This window comes from Mesorhizobium sp. P2_C5_2 (assembly GCF_056404535.1).
In genome coordinates, this window is sequence record NZ_JBFUDV010000006.1 from 266910 (window position 1) to 288001 (window position 21092).

The window sequence follows — 21092 nt, forward strand, 5'->3', positions numbered from 1 at the left end:
TTTCCCTTCGTATAGTGGGTGGTATTTCCGGCGAGCCGTTAAGCCCGCGAAATGTTAGGCGAAAAAGTAGTCGCTTTGCAGCACGGCGGAGAGGTCCAGGCTGCCTTTTTCCAACGGCTCCGGGAGCATTTCGTCCGCCTTTTCGGCAGCCGCCAGTGGGTCCATGCCCTGCTCCGCCACCAGCACGTCCACAAGGATGCGTTGGCAGGCCGCACGGAACTCCCCAAGCACGTCATGCTCATGGACCTCCACGAAGGCTTCCCGTAGGAACTGGGCGAGAGGGTTCATGTTGGCGGCATGCGTCCCGAAGGCATCATGCACTCCCGCAAAGTCCTCTATGCCCGCCTCCCTGCACCGCTTGAGGCAGAGCATGAGTGCCGCCCCGTCCAGTGAATGGATGAAGTTGGGGGCTATGCCTTGGAGCTGCTCCTTGGCGCTGAGCTTTGCGGTCCTCTCCTGCACCGTCACCCTCACCCGCTCACCACTGAGCTTCAACTCCACGCGCTTGTCCATGGTCTGCCCGTAGAAGTGCCGCACCACGTAGCCACTGGGCACTTGCCAGTAGATGGGCTGGTTGGTGTCCGCCACGGCCTTGGCGCACTTCTGGAGCCATGTCATGACGGCCAGCCCCTTCTCCACCACCTTGCTGACCACGGCCCACATATGCTTGACCATGAAGGTAATCATTTCGTTGCGGCGCTCACGGTAGGCTGGCGTGCCACCATTGTCTGGCACAGGGTCTGCCTCGTCCAGCCATGCCCGTGTGTACTTGTAGAAGGCATCACGGCTCCCGCCATACGGCAGCACCATGACCTGCCGCTTGGTGAGGGTGCGGGGGAGGTCTCGCTTGCACAGGTCCAGCCAGTAGGAGGCCTTGTGTATGTCCGGGCCGCCTTGCGTTTCGATGTCCTCAAGGATGCGCTGGAGGCCTTCAACCCATACGCCATCCTCCATGGTCTCCGTGCCCTTGGCCACCACCTTGTAGATGTCCTGCGGCCTGTCGCTGGGCACGAGGTTGACGTAGCGCCCTGCCACCTCGTCCCTCAAGATGGCGGAGAGATGTTGGATGCCATTGCAGGTGCCGTCCACCATCACCGGGAGGCTGGACACAAAGCCCCACCCCGCGTTGAGGAAGTCCACCCATTCGAGACATGCGGCTAGAGCTTGCCATGGCTTGTCCGCCTTGGCCCACTCCATGTTTACCATCGGGTCCTCCGCGATGAGGCGGAACATGACCTCGTTCTCCTCCACCCAGCCAATGCGCTCATCGTAGGGCACCTTGTCGTGGCCCCACATGCTCGCAAGCTGTATGGCCAGCCATCCCGCCCCACCGTTGTCCTCCGTGATGGGAAGCCCATCGGCAAAGGTCAGCAGGCCCCGCGCAAGGTCGTTGCCCTGCGGCTGGAGGAAGTTCGGGATGGGATACATACGGCCCCGGAAGTCGAGCATATGCGGGAAGTAGAACCGTTCGTACTCAGCGTACTTCTGGGCAGTCTGGATGGTGACCGTGGTGGCCCGCATCCGGGTGAACCGCTTAGCATTGGCCCGGTAGATGGGGCTGGCGCGTTTCTTCCAGTCAAGGACCTGGGCGTCAACGTGGGGGCTCCGCTTGTGCTCCCGCTTTGCCTTGCGGGCCTCACGGGCTGCCGCTTGGTCCTCAATCATCTCCGGGGTCTTGTCGGGCAGCGGGAGGTCCTCAATCGGCGGTAGCTTGCCAATGCCCTCATCCAATGCCCACGCCTTCAAGGCGACATCGAGCACCCGCTTGTTCACCCTCCAGCTCGTCTCCTGCAAGAGGTGGATGGCATCGTAGACCACCGGCATGTCGATGGCGTCATACTCATCCGCAGCGTATTCCTTCTGGGTCTCTTGGTGGGCCTTAAAGCGGACCAAGCGGGGAGACTGGACGTAGGGCGTATGGTAGCCCCCGTCCCTGATGCCGTCCCAGTGCTTCGGGGGGATGACCGTGGGGCGGTAGTGGGGGCTGTTCAATTCGTAGCGGTCCATGGCCTTGCCCAGCCACTTGCGGAAGTCCTCTGTGGGGGCCACCACGATCTGCGGGGAGTTGGCAGCGCCGCGCTTGAACACGTGCTCCGGGTCCGGAAGGTATTCGAACCAGCCGGTCTTGGTGACCAAGGCGTCAATGAGCGATACGCCCACCCGAAAGCTGGCCTCCCTGCCCCAGCCGTTCCAGCTCAGGTCAATCTGCTCATCCTTCACCAGCTTGGCGAACTGGTTGACGTTGACACGGCGGCGGTGCACATCGGTTGCCCGGTTGCGGTCCATCTCGTCCTTGTAGTGGTAGAACAGCTTGGGCTGCTTGGCCTCCCAGAGGCGTACCTGCTGCTCGTGCTCACAGGTCCGGCCAATGTCCATGGCAAGCTGGACGAGCTTCTGGTTGGAGCGCCCTATGCCGTCCATGATGGCCTTCACGGTTACCAGGGCGGCAACGTGCGGGTCCATTTCCTTGATGTAGGTCAGCGAGATGGGGCGGGGGCCTGTGGTCAGATTGGCCTGCCTCACCCAGTCCCGGATGTGGGCTCCAAGCTCCGGTAGCCAGTCGGTCATCACCCCACGGATAACCGGGGAGCGTGACATCTGGTCCCGCCGTTCGCTCTTGATTACGGCATCCCGCACTGCGTCAGCGCCGGACTGCATCATGTCCCGCTCAAGGTCCAGCTCTAGCTGCCATAGCGGGTGCGCCTCAGGGGCGGAGGGGTCGAGTTGGTCGGCAATGATTGCGTGGTGTGCGGTCATGGTGCGGCGGCTCCCATACGCGCCAAGGCCTGTTGCAGGGGCCGGGGCGCTTTGCTCTTGTTGTCGTTAGTGAGCATGCTTAACAAAAGCGAAGGGCCGCGCTTAACCAAAAACGCAGCCCCTCACGAAAAGTTACAGGGTGTTGCCTAGGAGTGACTTACCCGTTCGTTAACAAATCATCTCGGAATGTAGACGATGACCTGTACGCCCTCCTCCGCGTCCTTGGCGGAGAGGCCCATATCGGTCCAGAGCTTTTCCGGCTCCTTGCCCGTGCGCTCCACCGCGAAGAACACATAGTGCCCCCGCGCGGTGTTGGTGCTCTCCTCCGGGGTCAGCTCCGGGCCGGGGATGGGCTTGCCGTTCTTGCCCTGGCCGACGCTGGGGCCACGGGTGCGCTCCTTGGTGACCACCTTGGTCTCGTCGCGCCACTTGTTGAACTGGTCCCGTAGCTTCTGCTTCTGGTAGGCCCCGTCCACCTTCTCCATGTCCACGTCCCGGGTCTCCCAGAACGCCTTGGGCACGAACAGGGTGGCCTGCTCCCCGGGCTTGGTGACCGTCTCGGGGACCTTGGCGAAGAACTCCTTGCGGAAGGGCAAGTCGTTGTCGTTGGGTGCCCGCGTGGTGGTCGTGGGGAGGTCCGGGAGGGTCGCAAGGACCACCGGGGCGAACGAGAAGGACCGCTGCTTAGGGGCCTCCCCGCCTTCGGCCTTAGGCTTCTGGAGTGCTGCTGACTGCTTTGCCATGAGGTAGTGCTCCTGTTTGGTTGACTTGAGGGATGAAGTCGGCGGAGCGGGTCAGGGTCAAGCCTGTGGCCGGGTCACGCCTTACCTCATGCCTTAGCATAGTGCCTCTCTCAATATCAAGCATAAAGAACTGCCTGAGGAGAGGCATGGTGCGGAACATGTCAGACGGTGTGCCCATCTTAGTGAAGGTCCCTCCCCACCTGCACCAATAGCATGGCGTCATTCCATATGCGGGCCAGAAGCTCCGGGGCCATGGGCGTGTCAAAGGCAAGCTCGTCGTGGCCCACCATGGTAAACTTGATGTCCTCCTTTAGGAGGAGACGGTGGTATTGCTGCATGACCCTTTGTGAGTATGCGAGCTGGGCCTGCATGGTGTCAGCCACAAAGACCTTGGGCGGTGGCGGAGCGGCAAGGCGCTCAATGAAGGCAAGGCGGTAATTGCTGTGGTTGTGCATGGTTGTGTGTCTCCCTCAAAGCTCTCCAAAAAACATAGGGGCCAGCCCTGCGGCCAGCCCCTCAGTTGTAGATCGTCGGTGGTCCGTGTGGGTCAGCCCTGTGCCGACTGCTGGTCCTTCTCGAACTGCTGGATGCGGGCGGCCTCCAGAGCGTCAAGCTCAGCCTGGGAGCGGGTCTCGTTGCTGTAGACCTCCATGCTCCAGCCGGAAGCGTCGGCCCCCATGGGCTCAGTGGCGTCAACGTCACGGTCGATGCCCAGCACGGTGGCCACCACGTTCATGCGGTGCTCGCTGTCGGCCTGCACCACGGCTTCATGGGGCTCAGCCGTTCCGTTGTCCACGAGGCACAGCCAGCCAAGGTCTTCAAAGGCCAGCACTTCGGGCTGCTGATGGGCTGCCGCATAGTCCGGACCCAGACGGTTGCCGTAGAAGATGTGCCGTTCGGTGAGCTGGGCGACCACGAGGCCCAAGTCCTTGGCCCACTCCGGGGTGTCGTCGTTCATGATGACCTGCCCGGTGAAGGCGTCGATGGCCAGCATGCCTTCCTCGCCCTCCTTGTGAACCTGCACGGTCTTCCCCGTGAGGCCAACGAGAGGCGCACCCTTGGCCGCCGCTTGGGCTTCCGCAAAGGCCGGGTCGGTCTGGAACGTCATGCCCTCCCCCATGGCCTTGGCCTCGCCGGCAACTTCGGCTTCCGACTTGCTGGGGTCCGTCTTGAATGTCACAGAGCCGCCGGCTTCCGGGGCGAGGCAGGCGATGGCCCAAAGGCTGGTAACGAAAAGCTTCTTCATTGTGTGGTTTCTCCATACGATTGACCGGGGACCTCCCGGCGCGGTTACTCCAAGATGCAAAGGCGGCCTTGGGCTCTTTCCTTCGTAAAGTGGGTGGTATTGCGGAAAGCCCGCATTTCGCCACCTTTGCGCTCTCGCCGTGCTCTCGCCTTTAGTAGCGCGGAAAGCGGCGCATCGCCTCCGCTTGAGTGTCCAGCTCCACGCGGCCATAACGCCCTCCCACCGTCTGCGGAGCGTGGCCCGTTATGCTGTCCAAGATGCTGTCCTGTATGCCAGCCCCACGGCCCCGGGTCTTGAAGCTGTGCCGCCAGCCGTGATTAGGGGCTACGTTTGGGTCCTTGATGATCTCCCGCACGAACACCCCCAGCATGCCCTTGATGGAGCGCATAAGCAGCGGAATGTTCCGGTTGGTGTCGGGCAGGAAGATGTGCTTGGTCTTGCATGCTGCCACCATCTCGGGGAACCCACGCTCCACCAAGTGCTCATGCAGCACCACGTGGCGCAGCTCCTTGTCCTTGACCGTGCCAGCCTCAGGCGTGATGGTGAGCACCCAGTAAGCCGTATCGCCCTCCCCCTCTTGCCTGAGGTCTTGGGGGCGGAGCTGGACCATCTCACCGACACGGGCCCCGGTGTAGGCACAGAGCCACGGCACCCAGTACCGCGCAAGGTCCCTATGCCCCGGCCCTGCGGCCTTGTTGGCATGCGCAAGGATGGCGGTGGCCTCCTCCATGGTGAAGTCCTTCTCGCGGAGCTTCACGGCCTTCATCCTGCTCACCCTCACGTCCCTTGCCGGGTTGGTCGGAACGATGAGGTTGTCCTTGGCCCACTCATAGACGCCCTTGAGTGCAGCGAGGTTGAGCGTGATGGTGGCCACAGAGGAGCCCCCTGCCAGTCTCGCATCCTTGAAGGCCACCACATTGGCTGGCGTAACGCGGAGCGCATCATCATGCCCCACGAAGGCCGCAAGGTGATTGAAGGTGGTCTTGTAGCCACTGTATGTGGCAGCCGCACGGCCAGTCTTCTCGGCTTCCTTCCACCACTCATCCACTAGGCCCGTGATGCGGACACCAGAGGCAGGCATGGGGGCTCGCTTAGGCACACCGGCATAGCCTTGCTCAGTGAACTCCTTGGGGAACCGTTCGGCCTTGGTGTCTGGCGTAAAGTCCCCGTCTGCTGTCTTGACCCGCTTGGCATAGCCATCACGCTTGGCCCTGAGGAACTCCCTACGCAACACCTGCATGGTGTCCTTGTCGGTGCCCATCACGCCTCTCAGCCTGAGGAGCTGCTTGGTGATGATGATGTCTAGGTCCTTCATGGTGAGAGCATCAAGCTCACCATTGGCCAAGTCGGTGAGCTGTGCCTCAGTCTTCTCCACCATCGCAACCCAGAACTCAGGGGGCTCTGTGTCCGGCCCCATGTTCTGCTTGAGGTCCATGACCGGATAGCTGCCATCAGGCTGCCTATCGGTCTGGTCTAGCGTGATGCTGTCAGTGCGGACCTCATGGCTCTCCGCCCAGCCCACATACATGGCCTTAGCGAGGAGCACACAGTTGGGGAGAGATTGAGGCACAAGTTCATTGCGTCGCAGTGCATTCCATACGGTCTCAAGGAAGGCACTCACCCGCAAGGCTCTTGCCTTACGCTCCCGCACATCGTTGGTCCGCAAGCTCAGCCGTATAGCCTGGGCGGCGGCAGTGATTGTGTAGGGTGTGAGCGTGTCGCCCACCGGGATGTCGAGACTGAGGCCAGCGGTGCGGGGCTTGATGTCAGCCGGGATGCGTTGGACGTAGGGGTTAGCGAGGGGCATTGGCCACCTCGTAGCAACTGGCGCAAATCAGCACCATGAACGAAAGGGTAACAGAGGTGAGGGCAGCTTGCAACATCTCAGCGCCTCCGCCCGATGGTGGGGAAGTGCCGCGTGTCGGCCGTGTAGGTGGTGCATTCGGTGCAGGGGACGGCAGGCTTTTCCATTCGCCAATCGATGAACCCCGTGTCACAGCAGAACTCACACTTTGGCTTCCACACAGGCAAAGCGTTGACGGACTCCATTACGGTGGTCGCAAAGTCCCGCATGAACGAAGCGCGGTCATCCACCCAGGCCACATAGCTACCCATGGTGCTTGTATCAACGCCATCGATCTTCACGTAGCCATCCCGCTCTAAGCGCTCAAGCTGCGGTATGGAACAGCAGAAAGCGATGATGTCTGCAACAGTGGCCATGCCTCCCGCTTCCTTGATGTAGTCTCTAACGGCTATCTGGTATCGGGTCATTTCGGTGCAACTCCTCTAGGGTCCTGTTACACCCCGCTGTTACACCCCACGGCTCCGAAAAGTCAAACAAAATGCTACACATGGCGCGGCACAAGGCTTCCAGAGCACACCGCCACTTTAACGAAACGTTATCATCGCGGTGCTATCGGAAGCTAGATTTGATACATGCGGCTGGAGCGAATGATCCCTTTGCCATCGGATGGTTCGGTATCGATCGCGGGACGCTCTCCGGGGCTCGCCGCCGAGACCATCGAAGCTGTCGTCACGCTGCCGACCTTCAAGCGGCCGCAACTGCTCCTGGAAACGCTGGCATCGCTGAAGGCGCAGCACACCAGCCGGCGTTTCGCCGTCATCGTCATCGAGAACGAGGCCGATGCGCGTGAGGGCGCCAAGGCGGCAGTGCCGCTGTTCGAGCGCGGCGATATCCAGGGCATGGTCATCATTGCGCATGAGCGCGGCAATTGCAGCGCCTACAATGCCGGTTGGCAGACGGCGATCCTGCATTTTCCTGACTTTCGCCATTTGCTGGTCATCGACGATGACGAGATCGCCGAGGCCGACTGGCTGGAGCGGATGTGCAAGGCGGCGGAGACGCTTGGCGCCGACATTGTCGGTGGGCCGCAAGTGCCGGTGTTTGCCGATCCGGCACACGCGAAATGGGCCGAGCACCCGGTGTTTGCGCCGCCCTATCGCGAGACCGGACGCGTGGCCGCACTCTATTCCTCGGGTAACCTTTTGGTCGGGCGCAATGTGCTTACCGCCATGGGGCCGCCTTTCCTCGACCTGCGATTCAACTTCATGGGCGGCGGCGATTCCGACTTCCTCAGCCGGTCGGTGCAGAAAGGCTTCGTGCTTGGCTGGTGCGCCGAGGCCAAGGTGCGCGAAGGTGTTCCAGCCAGGCGCGTCGAGGCCGACTGGATCCGTGCCCGCAGCCTGCGCAACGGTGTGATCTCGACCTTGGTTGAGAAAAAGAAACGCGCCGGCACACCGTTGGCCGGCGTCAAGGTGTTTGCGAAAAGCCTTGCGCTGCTGGTCGCCTCGCCCTTGCGTGGCGCACTCAAATTGGCGCGGACAGGATCGCTGTCGACGGCGCTCTACCCCGTCTATGTCGCGCTCGGCCGCGTGCTTGCCGAATTCGGATACGCCAATGAGCAATACAGGCAGCCTGAGAAGAACTGACGAGCTGTTGCTGGGCGGCATCGTCACCCGCGACGGTGTGGCGACGGCCATTGCCGCGCTGTTGTTTGCCGTCATCATCGTGTCGTTCCGGCCGTTTCAGCCGGCAGGCGCTGAACTGACCGGCGACGGTGGCGACATCGTCAACCAGCTTGGCTTCAGTTCGCTCGGCGCCATTTCGATCTTCTCACTGCTGACGTTCGCCGACCCCAAGGTGGTGCGCTCGCTGCTCAGCCCGTCCTGGATCCTGATGCTCGGCTTTTTCATGCTTTCGGTCATCAACGCGACCGACCCGTCCTCAGCGATGCGCGCGGCCTTCTTCACGCTGCTCGGCATTTTGACCATAGCGACGATCCTGGTGCTGCCGCGCGACGCCGACAGTTTCTCGAAAGTCATCATCTTCTGCGCGATCGCCGTCATTGGCCTGTCCTATATCGGCCTCATCGTGTTTCCGCATGAAGCGATGCACACGGCCGATTCGCAGGAGCCTGAACATGCGGGCCTGTGGCGTGGCGTCTTCGCCCACAAGAACATCGCCGGGCCGGTCATGGCCTGCTTCAGCTTCGCCGGCCTCTATCTCTTTCGGCGCGGGCAGCGATTCTGGGGCGTGGCGATCTTCGGCGCGGCGATGGTCTTCATGCTGCACACCGGTTCCAAGACGACGGCAGGCCTGGTGCCGTTCTCGATCCTGATTGTCGTGCTGCCGGGCCTGATCGGCATGCGGTTCGGCACGCCGATCCTGTTTGCGCTGGCGATCATCGCCACGGCGGTCGGCACGCTGGGCATCGTCTTCATTCCGCCGGTCAAGGAGTTGGCCGCGACCTATTTCCCGGACCTCACCTATACCGGGCGCACCACGCTGTGGGAGTTCTCCGGCGAGATGCTGGCGAAGAAGCCGTGGACCGGCTACGGCTATGAAAGTTTCTGGGGAACACCGCTGCTGCTCAGCCAGGACCAGCCCTTCGACCGGCCCTGGGACATCCGCACCATAGTGCATGGCCATGACGGCTACCTCGACATTGCCGTGTTGATGGGCATCCCGGCGCTGTGCGTGGCGGTCTACACCTTCCTGATCGCACCGCTGCGCGACTACATGCGCATTCCGCCGCGCAAGGAGAACATCTATCTCGGCGATTTCTTCATGATGGTGGTGCTGTTCACGGCTCTGAACGCGTTCCTCGAAAGCTTCTTCTTCCATCGCGGCGACCCGGTCTGGCTGTTCTTCGTGCTCGGCGTACTTGGCCTGCGGCAAGTGTCGCTGCGGCCGATCGCGGTGCGCCGGCGCCATTGACCGGGCTGGTCTGATCTGGCCACCGCTGAGGGACTTCCCCGCTCGGCCGCGAGCGTCTAAGGAGAAGCCTGTCTCGGAGGGCTTTCAATGACGATCAGGCTTGTTCTCGCCGGCTGCGGCAATATGGGTTACGCCATGCTTGCGGGCTGGCTGAAATCCGGCAAGCTTGCCCCGCAAGTCGTGTTCGTGGTCGAGCCCAATGCCGACCTGCGCAAGCGCGCCGAGCATCTTGGTTGCGGTGCTGCCGCGGACGCGAACGGCATCCCGGCCGACGCTGAGCCCGACCTCATCGTCATCGCCGTGAAGCCGCAGGTGATCCGCGACGTCACCGCCGCCTACAAGCGCTTCGGCGACGGCAGGACCACCTTCGTCAGCATCGCCGCCGGCACGCCGGTCGCCACCTTCGAGCATATCCTCGGCCATCTCGCACCCATCATCCGCTGCATGCCGAACACGCCGGCGGCGATCGGCAAGGGCATGATGGTGGTCTATTCCAACCCGCTGGTTACCGATGATGTCAGGCGTTTCGTCGCCGAGCTGCTGTCGGCGAGCGGTGTGGTGACGACGATCGACGACGAAGGCCTGATGGATGCGGTGACGGCGGTTTCGGGGTCCGGTCCGGCCTACATCTTCCACTTCATCGAGGCGCTAACGGTTGCCGCCGAGAAAGCCGGGCTGCCGGCCGAGACCGCCAGGCTGCTCGCCATGCAGACCGTCTATGGCGCCGCCGCGCTCGCTGCTGAAAGCGGCGAGGAGCCCGGCGTGCTGCGCCAGCAAGTCACCAGCCCCAACGGCACCACAGCCGCCGCCCTTGCCGTGCTGATGGGCGAAGACCGGTTGACCAAGCTGCTCACGGAAGCGGTGGAAGCGGCGCGCCTGCGGTCGGTGGAATTGGGGAAGTAAACCGAGACCTTGCCCCCAACGTCGTCATCCACGGGCGGAGCACGGAGCGAGGCGACGCGGCGCAGACCCTGGGATACATGCCGGGACATCAAAGCCTTGCCACGGTGCAGAATTCTGCACCGCCGCACCTCCGGCTGAGGTCACGGAATGGATCCTATGGTCTTCGCGACGGAGCTGCGCTCCTGCTTCGCCATAGGATGACGAAGCGATAGGTTGCCGCCTTTAGGAGGCCCGTGCGCCCCTGCCCTGAGCCAGGCCGCATCAGCCCCACTTCATCTCACCCTTGGCGACCTTTGCGCCCAGTTCCAGGGACGAGGCGTCAAGGAGATCGGGATAGCGCCGCTTCATCGCTGCAATCAGTTCAACGCCGGATTTCGCTTTTTCGACTTCCTCATTGAAAGTTTCGAGATAGGCGCGGGTGAATTCCACGGCCGCCAGCCCGTCCGGAGCACCGGCCACCTGATGAGACGGTACCACGATCTTGGGTTTGCGGGCCGCGATTTCATCGAGCGCGGCAATCCATTTCTTGCGGTCGTCAACGGTTGGCTCATCGGCAACCCAGACATGCACGCCCGACGAGATCAGCACGCCACCGAACACGGCTTCAAGGCTTGGCACCCAGAGATAGCGGCGGTCTTTCAGATCGGCAACGGTGACGATCTCGACCTTGTTGCCTTCGATTTCAAGCGCGGTGATGTCGGAAGCCTCGGGAATGACGACATCCGCCAAAACCTTCGGTCCATTGTCCTTGAGCTGCGGGCCCCAAACATCGAGCTTGCCTTGCACATTGGCTTTGATGGCCGCCACCGTTGCGCCGGCCGCGATGATCTTGGCGCCGGGGAATGCATCGGCGATGGGACGCAGGCCAAAATAGTAGTCAGGGTCGCTGCAACTTACATAGATCGTCGTCAGGGTCTTGCCCGTCGCCTTGATCGCATCCGCGACCGCACGGCCATCGGACAGCGTAAATCCGCCATCGAGGAGGATTGCTTCTTTCTCCCCGGTCAGCAGCACCGGCGTGCGGCGGAAACCGTTCTCGTCAGCCTGAAAATAGGTCCATTCCAGCTTGGCGGCGGCCTTGGCTGCAAAAGCCAGAGGCTGCAGCATGGCAACCATGCCCGTTGCCAGAAAGGTTTTCATTGTCTCGCGTCTTGTCCAAATGGTTTGCAAGATTTTCAATCCTCAATGGGTTCAACTGATCGTGGCAGAGATTGGCACCTCCTCACCGTTTGAAAAACCCGGATCAAAAAGACAGACTGTCTGAATGAATCATACAATAGGGGTCGGCGAAGCGGCGGTCGGTGGAACTGGGAAGTAGGTTGAGAGCTTAGTGACAGCCCCAAGTCGTCATCCACGGGCGGAGCAAGGAGCGGAGCTCCGTCGCGAAGACCATAGGATGACGAAACGATGGGTTGCCGCTTTCCAGACAGGCGCAGGCTCAGCCCCCGTATAGCATCTCGTCCTGCAGCTTGCGCAGGGCGAACAGCCTTGTCGTCTGGTCGGGCGTGGCGTTGTCCGCGGTCAGCAACTCACCTTTCCTGACCGGTTTCAGCACCTTGCCGCCTTCGAGCAGGCCGACCGGCACGGCGCGGTGGGCGCGGGCTTCTTCGACGGTCATGGTCCAGGAGCGGTAGCAGGTCTCGCCAATGGCATCGAAGGTCTCGCCGGCGGCGAGATCGCGCTTGGCCACGGCACAGACTTCGGCGACCGGCTGTGGCAGCGGCACCATGTCGGGACGGCCGTAGAGCATGATGCGCGCCGCCGTCAGCGGCACTTCCAGCGAGGTCAGATGATAGGGTCTGAAGAAGCTGTAATAGGGGCCGTGACCGATATGCAGATCGTCCATGCGCTCGACGATGCGCGGATGCGTCGCCTCGACGATGACGAAGACGCCGGGCGCCACGCCCTTGCCGATCGTGTAGTCGACGACGCCCTTCTTCGACAGGATGCCGCCATCGGCGCGTGGAATGAGCACTTTTGCCAGTTCGTCGCGGTCGGCCTTGGGGCCATGCATGCCGGGCACATCGGGCACCAGCCCGGTGGCGTTGGCGATAGCGCACATCTCGACCATGGTCTTCGAGCCGTCGACGAACTCGACCAGCATGCGCGGGTTCATGTTGCGGCGGATTGCTTCCTCGCGATAGTCGTCCGGCACGGCGTCGTGGTTGAGCGGGTTGTTCTTGCCCTTGCCGGCCGAGACGATGGTGTAGCCGAGCGCCGAGGCGAACTCGATCAGCTCCATGCAGCTCGACGGCTCGTCGCCGGCGCCGACCGAGTAGACGACGCCGAGCCGGTCGGCCTGCTGCTTCAGGTAACAGCCGATGGTGACGTCGGCCTCGACATTCATCATCACCAGATGCTTGCCATGCTCCATCGCCTTGAGATCGAAATCGGCGGCGACGCCGGGTTTCCCGGTGGCGTCGATGACGACGTCGATCAGCGGGTTGGTGACCAGCATCTCGTTCGAGGTGATGGCGATCTTGCCGCTCTCGATGGCGCCGGTGACTTTCGCGGCGCTGTCCGCCTCCACCGCCATCGCCTCGTCGCCATAGGCGATGCGGATCGCGTCACGCGCGGTATGCGGGCGGCGCGTCGAGATGGCGCAGACCGATATGCCCGGCATCAGCATGCCTTGCGTGACCAGATCGGTGCCCATTTCGCCGGAGCCGATGACGCCGATGCGCACTGGCTTGCCTTCGGCAGCCCGCCTTGCGAGATCGCGGGCCAGTCCGGTCAGGGCGACATTGGTCATAAGCAAGCGTGTCCGCAATTTCTTGATTTGCAGGCGGGAATAGCAGGGAAAGGCCCCGCTTTGCCAACGAAACCGGCGGACAGCGACAATTTCTCCGACAATAAGCCCGACCGGTACCCATTCCGGAGCCGATTGGCCGAATGCTGCTTCAAACCACCCTGACGTAGCTCGTCATGCCGGTTTTCTGGTGTTCGATGATGTGGCAGTGCAGCAGCCAGTCACCGAGGTTGTCGGCGACGAAGCCGAGCTGAACCTTCTCATTGGGTTGGATAAGGTAGGTGTCAGAAATGACTGGCTGCACCTGGCGCGTCGACGACGACAGCACCTTGAAGCTCATGCCGTGGAGATGGATCGGATGTGACTGCGGCGTCAGATTCTCCATGTCGATGACATAGCTTTTGCCGAGTTTCAGCTCGGCCAAGGGTGCGGTCGGGTCCGGCGTGTCGCCTGGCCACGGCACCTTGTTGATGGCCCAGAAGCTGTAGCCGAGCGTGCCGCATATGCTGTCACTTGGAACGTTTTCGGCGGTGGCACTGAGTGAGAGCGCAATGTGCTGAGCAGCAGCGAGGTCAACCTCCTGCACCGGATTAACCTCCAACGGAGCGAGGTCGCGCAAATCGCGCTTGAGCGAGTTTCCGGTCGCGCGCAGGGTAGCCAGGATCTTAGGCTTGGTGCCCCTGACGTCGCCCAGGCTGACGATCGCGCCCTCCTGATCGGGCATGCGGATGGCGAGCTCCATGCGCTGCCCCGGTCCCAGCAGCAAGGCATCGGGCGAAAAACGCTGCGGCACCGGATTGCCGTCCAGTGCGATGACCGCGGCCTCGGCGCCCTCGACGCGAAAGGCGTAGATGCGGGTGACATCGGTGATGGCGACGCGCAGCCGCACCAGCCCGCCGGCCGGCGCGTCAAATTGCGGCTGATCGAGCCAGTTGGCGGTGCGCACCGTGCCGTAGGTGCCGGTCTTTGCGGCATCGCGCGGCCGGAACTGCTGGATGAACTGGGCATCGTCGCCCAGCCGCCAGTCGCGCAGATTGAGAACCGCCTCCGCATCGAATTTCGGATCGCCGGGGTTTTCAACCACGATCACGCCGGTCAGGCCATGGCCCATCTGCTCCAGCGTATTGCAATGCGGATGGTACCAGAAGGTGCCGGCATCGGGCGGCGTGAAGGCGTAGTCGAAATGATCGCCGGTATAGACGTAAGGCTGAACCAGAAAGGGAACGCCATCCATCTTGTTGGGCACGCGAATGCCGTGCCAGTGGATCGTCGTCGGATCGTCGATGCCGTTGACGAGGCGCGCGGCAAAAGGCTCGCCCTTTTTCATCCGCAGCACCGGCGGCATTCCGGATACACCATAGGTCAGCACGTCCCTGGTCTGGCCGACATCCATGAACTTCGCCTGGATCTTTGCCGTCTTGAGCAACACCGGCTCGGGCGTGGCTGCTGCCCAGCCACCGAGTCGGCCCATGGCTCCAAGCCCGATGCCGCCCACGCCGGCAACCGCAGCCGTTTTCAAAAGCCTGCGGCGGGTGAGTAGGGTCATTGCAGGCTCCAACGGAAAGAACATTGCCGGCGCAAAAGCCGATACTGCCACATCCCATCTTTGTCATGCCATGGCGAGCCAGATGACATTTGTTTGCACTGTGGCGTGAACGCCGGGCCGGCTGCCATTCGTCCGCATGCCGGCTGCGGCGCTTGCGTGTCAGTTCAGCTCGGCGAGCAGCGCCTGTGCTTCAGCGAGGTTCTTTTCAGAGCCGGCAGCGAGATCGTCCATCTTGCGCTCCTTGAAGATGACGAGCGCCTCCTGGCAGGCGGCGATGGCCTCCTGCGCCATCGCCTTGTCCTTGTGGGCAGCGCCCAGATCGACCAGCACGTCGCACAGGCTGTCCTGCGCAAAGGCGACAGCCGGCACCGAATTGATCTTCTTTTGCACCACGATCGCCTCGCGCAGGATCAACACCGCCTCCTCGAAACCCGGCGATATCTTGCGAAGGCGAGATGGCATCATGATGGCCGGCCCATGGCAAGTCCTTGGGCGGGCTGTGTTCTTGTCGTGGGTTGATGCGCATGGTGCCCGCTGGCTTTCAGCTTGCGACCGGGTAGTGTTCAGCATGTCCGCCAGATACGGCAATTCCGGCCTGACGGCTTCTTAGGGGAGGTTTGCGATGACAACGGATTACACGCCGAAATTCGATCTGACCGGCAAGGTGGTGCTGGTTACCGGCGCCTCGCGTGGTATCGGCCGCGCCTGTGCGCTCGCCTGCGCCGGCTCCGGCGCCGACATGATCGTCGGCGTTCGCAGCAAGGCCGACGGGGCGGACCTCGTCTCCGAGATCGAGCGCATCGGCCGGCGGGCACTGGCGGTGGAGATGGACCTGACCGATCTCGCAACGGTTCGAAAGGCCGTCGCCGAGGCGCACGCCGCCTTCGGCCGCATCGACGTTCTGGTCAACAATGTCGGGCTCGGGCCGGAAAACCTGGCTGAGAACGTCACCGAAGAAGATTTCGACCTGACGGTGAACGTCAACCTCAAGGGCACGTTCTTCACCACCCAGGCGGTGGCGAAGCTGATGATCGCGCAGAAAGGGGGGCGCATCATCAACATCAGTTCGCAGGCCGGCACGGTGACGCTGAAGGGCGAAGCCATCTATTGCATGAGCAAGGCAGCGATCAACCATCTGACCCGTTGCCTGGCGGCGGAATGGGCGCAGCACAGAATAGCCGTCAACAGCGTCGCGCCGACCTTTATCTGGACCGACGGCACCCGCCCCTCGCTGGCCGAACCAGATTTCCACGCCCATGTGCTGGGCCACATCCCGCTCGGCCGCATCGGCGACCCGATCGACGTCGCCGGAACCGTGGTGTTCCTGGCGTCACCAGCGGCCTCGCTGATCACCGGCGCCAACATCCTGGTCGATGGCGGCTGGTCGGTGGCGTAAGCTGCCGGCGCCGTGCCTGGAATTGCTTACTTGATCACGATCGTCGCGTTCGGGATCTTGACGCCGTTGTTGCCCGGAAAGGACGCGCCAAGAAACGCCTTCATGTCGTCGATGATGGCGATGACACGCTTGCGGCTGTCGACGAAGTCGATGTTGTCGGTGGCGGTTGCAAGCTTCGTCGCCGGATTGATGCAGCCGATCGACGACAGGAAGCCGCGCCCCGGATGCATCAGGATCCCGACCCGTTTGCCGGTCGGCAACAGCAGCAGGCCGGGGCGCTTGAGCGCGGCCGGATTGACGTTCGAGGTGTAGCCGATCGTCACATATTTGGCACCGGCTTGCGTGAACAGATTGTAGGTGCCTGCCTCGACACAGCGATTGTTGCCGGCAGTCTTGTTGTCGCCCGGCCCCTTCGTTTCTGCAGTCACTCCGGAAAGACCGGCGACTTTGACGCCGTCGTGAAAGACTTCGTACTTCCCGACTGTTCTGCGCTTCGGGCTTCTTGTCTGCTCGCCGGTACGCGTAATTCTCAATTCCCAATTCTTAGCCATTTCACCCTCCCTGCCCTGTTAAGATCGTTGCTCAAGACATCAATAGATTCGAGCGCGTCGGCAATGATGTGTTGCCGATCACGATTGCTACACAGAAATGTTTCTTCCAGACTGTGAGTTTGTTCACTCCAGCCCAAGAATTTTTCGGCCGCACGCGGGCTGGAGCGAAGACACGGCGGCCGGGAGTGACTTTGCGATCGTCGAACACCGGCCATGAGTTCGGATGCGGCACGTCCAGCAGGGCGCGGTGCAAGGCTGGAGCTTGCTGTCAAACGGCCGTTATGAAACGAAGCCAGTCGCCAGTCTTACGACCCTGATAGGCGTGACGATCGAATGGCTTTGCGCGACGCTGTCCGGGCCTTTATTGTATCCATGACACGAAGCGAAGCGCTGTATTGTTGCGGGTATAATGTGGATCGCATCTATTTGACCGAAGGTGCGGCCGGCGCCGACGCCAGGCCATGGCAGAGCATTGCCGGCGACTGGACGGTCCGCCGCACGATGATCGATTTCCTTGCCGGTGCGACATACAATTTTACCGGCAACGCTGTTGTCACAGCTGATGCATTCACCGAGCGCGGCGTCATGCAAATCGGCGCTCATGCGATGCCGGCGAGCAGAGCCTACAAGCTCGAGCGGCGCGACCATTCGATCCGGATTCTTCGTGCCGACGGCAGCGACTTCATCGAGCTCGAGCCTAAGCCAACACAGATCGTCCATCACAGCTGCGGCGCCGATGTCTATGCCGGGCGCTTCTTGTTTCGCGGCCCCGACGAATGGGCCGAGGCGTGGCGGGTCAAAGGCCCGCGCAAGAACTATGCGAGCCTCAGCCGGTTCCGTCGCCTAGATGGCAATGATCTGACTTGAGGCGGCATGTTGCCATCTAAGGCGTAGCGATTCTTGAGGGATTCGACTGGTGCTGCGAGAGAGGATCGAACTCGGTCAACAACACGCCAACTATCTGTTTCTATTGATACTTTCCTGCCGCTCGCGCCATTGCTCTCGGTCAGGTATGCTCGTCGGAGCGTGTCTATGCCAACGAGCGCGTCTACGTAGGCATTCTTCCGAGCGCTAACTCCTGCACAATCCACTCCGCAAACGCACTTGCGGGTCGGCTGAGCCTTTGGAGATCGGGTGCAACAAGCCAATACGCGCCGTCGGGCATGTCGATCTCGAACGGGCGCACAAGCGTTCCAAGCCAAAGGTCCTCGCCATCTATTACAAGGTCGGCGAGAGCAACGCCGTGGCCGAGCTTCGCGGCCTGAAGTGCCTGCGCCCCGGACTGATAGATGGGACCCTTCTGCGAAGCGAAGTCCGGAAGGCCGACCATCTGGAACCACCTTGCCCAGTACGTCCGGTCATAGTCGTGCAGCAAAGTGTAGTGGAGCAAGTCTGCTGGTGAGCGAAGAGGCGGGCCGGACGCGAGCAGGGTGGGTGCAAGGACAGGTGTTTCCCGCCCGTCAAAGAGGTGCTGCGCCTGCGTCCGCGGCCATGATCGCGCGGTCTTCCCCCAGCGGATGGCCACCTCTGCCTCGTGAGCGCGAAACTCCACCAGCCGCGCGTCCGCCTCGAGCGAGACGTCGACGTTAGGATGCTGCTGTCGAAACCGATTGAGGCGCGGTAGCAGCCAGCTGGAAAATGTCGGTTCGGCGCTGATCCGAAGCACGGCCTGGGCTGGTTCGGCGAGGATTTGCGAAAGCCGCAGATCGATGTCGTCGAAGCTGGCGGTCAATTGGTCCAGGAGAAACCGGCCCACTTCGGTCAATTCGACCGCCGGTGCAGACGCTCGAACAGTGGCTGGCCGATGAAGGCTTCCAGTTCGCGGACGTGCCGACTGATCGCGACCTGCGACACGAACAGTTCTTCGGCGGCACGGCTGAAGCTCAGCAGGCGGCCGGCAGCCTCAAAGCTGCGCATTGCGGTCAGTGGCAGGCGTCCGCGCTTCATCCGCATAACCCAGCGTTATTCCAGCTGGATGCTAAACTCGTTTGAAGAGAGTGACCAGCGGCGGCTTAGTGTCTCCAGCAAGGAGACAAGCCATGTAGGACTTCGTGGACATCTTCGCAGAAGTGCTTCGCATCGTGACCCTTCAACCGCGCGAAGCCCGTATGCGCTATCGGCTTCCGGAAGAGAGGATGGAGCCACCCGCCAATGAGCAATCCCTCGGCGCGGAGCTTCAGGACGTCGGCAACCTGCGAGAGAAGGGCCCTGATCGCGGCAAGCGTGCGGGCCTCATCCGCTTGATCAGGGGAGTGAATAGGGCACGATGTCGGCGGCCATGATCGCGGCGAGCCCTCGCCTACCTTACCGCCCGCCACGCCGCGATCATGGCGTCGGCGGCAATTTCGCCTTGCCTGTCGTCCGTGGACCAGGAAATCACCGACACCCGCATGACCTGGCGGCCGTGCCATTTGGCGCCGCCTGCAAAACAGATCCCATCGGCCTGCAAGCGGGCAATGGTCTGCAGCGTCAGCCGGTCGGCCTCCTCGTCCGGGCGGTCGGCGCCGAAACGCACGACGAACTGGTTCAGCACGACGTCGTTGGGCACGGCAACGGCGTTGTCGGCGCGCAGCCTCTCAGCCATCGCTTCCGCCACCTTGCAATGTCGCTCGACCATCGCGGCGATGCCGTCGCGGCCTAGATGCTTGATCATCGCCCAGGTGGCGAAGCCCCTAGCCCGTCGCGACAGTTCGGGCACATAGTGACTCGGGTCGCGCTCGTCCTCGAAGGTTGACGGCAGATAGCTCGCCGCGATCGTCATGGCACGGCGATGGGCCTGTTCGTCGCGCACGATCGCGTAGCCGCAATCATAGGGCGTCTGCAGCCATTTGTGGCCGTCCGTTGCCCAGGAGTCGGCGGCATCGGCGCCCTCCGCCAGATAGCTGCGTTCGGGGCAGGCACGCGCCCAGAGACCAAAGGCACCATCGACGTGCACCCAGGCACCGATGCGCCGGGCGATGGGAACGATACCGGCGAAGTCGTCGAAGGCGCCGGTGTTGATCTGCCCGGCCTGCAGGATGACGATGCAAGGACCGGAGACCTGGGCGGCGGCCTCGGCAAAATCGGCCACCGCGATACGGCCATTATCATCTGTCTTCACACGCCTGACGCGGTCATGGCCAAGGCCGAGGAACTGCAGTGCCGAGAAAACCGTGGCATGGGCGTCGTCGCCAATCAGCACCGTGATCGGCGGCGCGCCGAACAGGCCTTGCGCCTCGACATCCCAGCCGGCCTGCCGCAGGACCGCACCGCGCGCCGATGCCAGGCAGACGAAATTGGCCATGGTCGCCCCGGTGACGAAGCCGATGGAGCTTTCGCGCGGCAGGTCGAGAAGCTCGAGCAGCCAGCCGCCGGCGATCGTCTCGACGGCCGAAGCCGACGGCGTCGCGTGGTGATTGCCGGTGTTCTGACCCCAGGTGCTGGTCAGCCAGTCGGCACAGACCCCGACAGAATGGGAATTGCCGCAGACCCAGGCGAAGAAGCGCGGACCTGTCATCCTGTGCAGGCCGGGCTCAGCCTTCGCGGCAAGCTCGTCAACCACACCGAGCCCAGCGCTGCCTCGTTCGGGAAGCGGCTCGCGGAAACTGTCCAACGCCTGCCGATACGACATCAGCGGCCGCTGCGGCCCGGAGGCAATGGCGTCGCGAAAACGCGTGGCATGATCGGCTGCTCGCTGGAAGAGTTCACCTGTGGAAGCCTCGCCCAGACCGGTTGCGGAAGGCCGCTGGCTCTCCAAGGCCTGCAGCATCGGGTCGAGGATCAGCGCGTCCAGTGTCATGACGATATCTCCTATAGCCAGTCGATCCCGTATTTGCGCGACGCGGCCGCATATGCCTCGGGCATCGAAGCACCGCTCGCCTCAGCGGCGGACAGCTCGCGGAAGAAGCCTTCGAATCCGGCCGGCGAGGTCATGGTGAGAAACCGGCCGGTGCGCGGCACGACGCGCTTGTGCGCGTGCGGCACACCGCGCGGCGCAAACATCGTTCCGCCCGGCCCAACGCGGAATTCCTGGTCACCGCAGCGGAAGACATGCTCGCCCGCGATGACGTAGAAGAGCTCGTCCTCGTTGGCGTGCCTGTGCAAGGGCGTGTCGAGTGGATCGATCTCCTCGACGATCGAGAAGGCGCCGCCGGTCGTGTCGGCCGCGGCCTTGACCAGGAAATCGGCGCCACTGAAGCGCAACTTCTCGCCCCGATCGGCATTGAGCTTGTAGGCGGATGATCTTGCCATGCCGCTTGTCCCCTCCTCCATTTCGAGTGAGACACCGCACAATTCACCCGAAAAAGGTTGCTCCGCCAGCCAGCGCTCGCCGAGGTGCCGGACGAGCCCTAAGCCCGGTTCCCGGCCGATCAGCCAGCTCATCAGAGTGCGTCGCGCCCCGCCACCCGATTCTTGCATGGATGCCCCCACGGGTCTGGAAACCCTTGTGACGCCAGTATCGTGCTTGGGCTCTGATGAATCCA

The 21092-nt window shown here is 62.5% G+C and carries 20 protein-coding genes; 5 read left to right on the forward strand and 15 right to left on the reverse strand.

Annotated elements, in window-relative coordinates:
- Positions 1 to 54 precede the first annotated feature (54 nt).
- The 6 genes from AC1D1B_RS24945 to AC1D1B_RS24970 all read right to left on the reverse strand — a co-directional run bounded on the left by AC1D1B_RS24945 (position 55) and on the right by AC1D1B_RS24970 (position 7017).
- Positions 55 to 2757: a DNA-directed RNA polymerase gene (locus AC1D1B_RS24945; RefSeq protein WP_477335314.1), complete on the reverse strand. Its 2703-nt coding sequence runs from the start codon at positions 2755 to 2757 to the stop codon at positions 55 to 57.
- A gap of 176 nt (positions 2758 to 2933) precedes the next feature.
- Positions 2934 to 3500: a hypothetical protein gene (locus AC1D1B_RS24950; RefSeq protein WP_477335316.1), complete on the reverse strand. Its 567-nt coding sequence runs from the start codon at positions 3498 to 3500 to the stop codon at positions 2934 to 2936.
- A gap of 179 nt (positions 3501 to 3679) precedes the next feature.
- Positions 3680 to 3955, reverse strand: a complete 276-nt coding sequence (locus AC1D1B_RS24955) for a hypothetical protein (protein ID WP_477335318.1) — start codon at positions 3953 to 3955, stop codon at positions 3680 to 3682.
- Between the two features lie 92 nt (positions 3956 to 4047).
- Complete coding sequence (locus AC1D1B_RS24960) at positions 4048 to 4746, reverse strand: hypothetical protein (protein ID WP_477335320.1); 699 nt, start codon at positions 4744 to 4746, stop codon at positions 4048 to 4050.
- 151 nt (positions 4747 to 4897) lie between these two features.
- Complete coding sequence (locus tag AC1D1B_RS24965; protein WP_477335322.1) at positions 4898 to 6553, reverse strand: site-specific integrase; 1656 nt, start codon at positions 6551 to 6553, stop codon at positions 4898 to 4900.
- A gap of 77 nt (positions 6554 to 6630) precedes the next feature.
- Positions 6631 to 7017, reverse strand: a complete 387-nt coding sequence (locus AC1D1B_RS24970; protein WP_477335324.1) for a hypothetical protein — start codon at positions 7015 to 7017, stop codon at positions 6631 to 6633.
- 180 nt (positions 7018 to 7197) lie between these two features.
- Between AC1D1B_RS24970 and AC1D1B_RS24975 the strand changes: the two genes are divergently transcribed.
- The 3 genes from AC1D1B_RS24975 to proC all read left to right on the forward strand — a co-directional run bounded on the left by AC1D1B_RS24975 (position 7198) and on the right by proC (position 10387).
- Positions 7198 to 8196: a glycosyltransferase family 2 protein gene (locus AC1D1B_RS24975; RefSeq protein WP_477335326.1), complete on the forward strand. Its 999-nt coding sequence runs from the start codon at positions 7198 to 7200 to the stop codon at positions 8194 to 8196.
- A complete protein-coding gene (locus AC1D1B_RS24980; RefSeq protein ID WP_477335328.1) occupies positions 8165 to 9484 on the forward strand; it encodes an O-antigen ligase family protein in 1320 nt (439 codons plus the stop codon). The genes AC1D1B_RS24975 and AC1D1B_RS24980 overlap by 32 nt, the downstream gene beginning before the upstream one ends.
- 87 nt (positions 9485 to 9571) lie before the next feature.
- Complete coding sequence (gene proC, locus AC1D1B_RS24985; RefSeq protein WP_477335330.1) at positions 9572 to 10387, forward strand: pyrroline-5-carboxylate reductase; 816 nt, start codon at positions 9572 to 9574, stop codon at positions 10385 to 10387.
- Between the two features lie 261 nt (positions 10388 to 10648).
- On the opposite strand, the gene AC1D1B_RS24990 is transcribed toward proC, so the two are convergent.
- The 4 genes from AC1D1B_RS24990 to AC1D1B_RS25005 all read right to left on the reverse strand — a co-directional run bounded on the left by AC1D1B_RS24990 (position 10649) and on the right by AC1D1B_RS25005 (position 15144).
- Positions 10649 to 11548: an MBL fold metallo-hydrolase gene (locus AC1D1B_RS24990; protein WP_477335418.1), complete on the reverse strand. Its 900-nt coding sequence runs from the start codon at positions 11546 to 11548 to the stop codon at positions 10649 to 10651.
- A 277-nt stretch (positions 11549 to 11825) separates the two neighbouring features.
- Positions 11826 to 13139, reverse strand: a complete 1314-nt coding sequence (locus tag AC1D1B_RS24995) for an NAD(P)H-dependent oxidoreductase (RefSeq protein WP_477335332.1) — start codon at positions 13137 to 13139, stop codon at positions 11826 to 11828.
- Positions 13140 to 13287: 148 nt separating this feature from the next.
- On the reverse strand, positions 13288 to 14682 hold the full coding sequence (locus AC1D1B_RS25000) for a multicopper oxidase family protein (protein ID WP_477335334.1): 1395 nt from the start codon (positions 14680 to 14682) through the stop codon (positions 13288 to 13290).
- A 159-nt stretch (positions 14683 to 14841) separates the two neighbouring features.
- Entirely contained in the window at positions 14842 to 15144 is a 303-nt protein-coding gene (locus AC1D1B_RS25005; protein WP_477335335.1) for a hypothetical protein, read from the reverse strand.
- 160 nt (positions 15145 to 15304) lie between these two features.
- On the opposite strand from AC1D1B_RS25005, the gene AC1D1B_RS25010 reads away from it, so the two are divergent.
- Positions 15305 to 16078, forward strand: coding sequence for an SDR family NAD(P)-dependent oxidoreductase (locus AC1D1B_RS25010; protein ID WP_477335337.1), 774 nt, complete (start codon positions 15305 to 15307; stop codon positions 16076 to 16078).
- Positions 16079 to 16104: 26 nt separating this feature from the next.
- On the opposite strand, the gene AC1D1B_RS25015 is transcribed toward AC1D1B_RS25010, so the two are convergent.
- A complete protein-coding gene (locus AC1D1B_RS25015; protein ID WP_477335339.1) occupies positions 16105 to 16629 on the reverse strand; it encodes a hypothetical protein in 525 nt (174 codons plus the stop codon).
- 411 nt (positions 16630 to 17040) lie between these two features.
- Here AC1D1B_RS25015 and AC1D1B_RS25020 point away from each other — a divergent pair, with 411 nt between their 5' ends.
- Entirely contained in the window at positions 17041 to 17496 is a 456-nt protein-coding gene (locus AC1D1B_RS25020) for a DUF6314 family protein (protein ID WP_477335341.1), read from the forward strand.
- 181 nt (positions 17497 to 17677) lie between these two features.
- Here AC1D1B_RS25020 and AC1D1B_RS25025 read toward each other — a convergent pair whose 3' ends face one another.
- The 4 genes from AC1D1B_RS25025 to AC1D1B_RS25040 all read right to left on the reverse strand — a co-directional run bounded on the left by AC1D1B_RS25025 (position 17678) and on the right by AC1D1B_RS25040 (position 20991).
- Positions 17678 to 18385 (reverse strand): LysR substrate-binding domain-containing protein, encoded by a 708-nt coding sequence (locus AC1D1B_RS25025; RefSeq protein ID WP_477335420.1) that lies wholly within the window; start codon positions 18383 to 18385, stop codon positions 17678 to 17680.
- A gap of 5 nt (positions 18386 to 18390) precedes the next feature.
- The gene (locus tag AC1D1B_RS25030; protein WP_477335343.1) at positions 18391 to 18576 is read right to left on the reverse strand and encodes a LysR family transcriptional regulator; all 186 of its coding nucleotides are present in this window, start codon (positions 18574 to 18576) and stop codon (positions 18391 to 18393) included.
- A 352-nt stretch (positions 18577 to 18928) separates the two neighbouring features.
- Complete coding sequence (locus AC1D1B_RS25035) at positions 18929 to 20377, reverse strand: pyridoxal phosphate-dependent decarboxylase family protein (RefSeq protein ID WP_477335422.1); 1449 nt, start codon at positions 20375 to 20377, stop codon at positions 18929 to 18931.
- Between the two features lie 41 nt (positions 20378 to 20418).
- On the reverse strand, positions 20419 to 20991 hold the full coding sequence (locus AC1D1B_RS25040) for a cupin domain-containing protein (RefSeq protein WP_477335345.1): 573 nt from the start codon (positions 20989 to 20991) through the stop codon (positions 20419 to 20421).
- Positions 20992 to 21092: the final 101 nt, after the last annotated feature.

Excerpts from the sequence above, each read along its gene's own strand:
- AC1D1B_RS24945 (WP_477335314.1), bottom strand. The coding sequence starts at position 2,757 with ATGACCGCACACCACGCAATCATTGCCGACCAACTCGACCCCTCCGCC.
- AC1D1B_RS24950 (WP_477335316.1), bottom strand. The coding sequence starts at position 3,500 with ATGGCAAAGCAGTCAGCAGCACTCCAGAAGCCTAAGGCCGAAGGCGGG.
- AC1D1B_RS24955 (WP_477335318.1), bottom strand. The coding sequence starts at position 3,955 with ATGCACAACCACAGCAATTACCGCCTTGCCTTCATTGAGCGCCTTGCC.
- AC1D1B_RS24960 (WP_477335320.1), bottom strand. The coding sequence starts at position 4,746 with ATGAAGAAGCTTTTCGTTACCAGCCTTTGGGCCATCGCCTGCCTCGCC.
- AC1D1B_RS24965 (WP_477335322.1), bottom strand. The coding sequence starts at position 6,553 with ATGCCCCTCGCTAACCCCTACGTCCAACGCATCCCGGCTGACATCAAG.
- AC1D1B_RS24970 (WP_477335324.1), bottom strand. The coding sequence starts at position 7,017 with ATGACCCGATACCAGATAGCCGTTAGAGACTACATCAAGGAAGCGGGA.
- AC1D1B_RS24975 (WP_477335326.1), top strand. The coding sequence starts at position 7,198 with ATGATCCCTTTGCCATCGGATGGTTCGGTATCGATCGCGGGACGCTCT.
- AC1D1B_RS24980 (WP_477335328.1), top strand. The coding sequence starts at position 8,165 with ATGAGCAATACAGGCAGCCTGAGAAGAACTGACGAGCTGTTGCTGGGC.
- proC (WP_477335330.1), top strand. The coding sequence starts at position 9,572 with ATGACGATCAGGCTTGTTCTCGCCGGCTGCGGCAATATGGGTTACGCC.
- AC1D1B_RS24995 (WP_477335332.1), bottom strand. The coding sequence starts at position 13,139 with ATGACCAATGTCGCCCTGACCGGACTGGCCCGCGATCTCGCAAGGCGG.
- AC1D1B_RS25000 (WP_477335334.1), bottom strand. The coding sequence starts at position 14,682 with ATGACCCTACTCACCCGCCGCAGGCTTTTGAAAACGGCTGCGGTTGCC.
- AC1D1B_RS25005 (WP_477335335.1), bottom strand. The coding sequence starts at position 15,144 with ATGCCATCTCGCCTTCGCAAGATATCGCCGGGTTTCGAGGAGGCGGTG.
- AC1D1B_RS25010 (WP_477335337.1), top strand. The coding sequence starts at position 15,305 with ATGACAACGGATTACACGCCGAAATTCGATCTGACCGGCAAGGTGGTG.
- AC1D1B_RS25015 (WP_477335339.1), bottom strand. The coding sequence starts at position 16,629 with ATGGCTAAGAATTGGGAATTGAGAATTACGCGTACCGGCGAGCAGACA.
- AC1D1B_RS25030 (WP_477335343.1), bottom strand. The coding sequence starts at position 18,576 with ATGAAGCGCGGACGCCTGCCACTGACCGCAATGCGCAGCTTTGAGGCT.
- AC1D1B_RS25035 (WP_477335422.1), bottom strand. The coding sequence starts at position 20,377 with ATGCTGCAGGCCTTGGAGAGCCAGCGGCCTTCCGCAACCGGTCTGGGC.
- AC1D1B_RS25040 (WP_477335345.1), bottom strand. The coding sequence starts at position 20,991 with ATGAGCTGGCTGATCGGCCGGGAACCGGGCTTAGGGCTCGTCCGGCAC.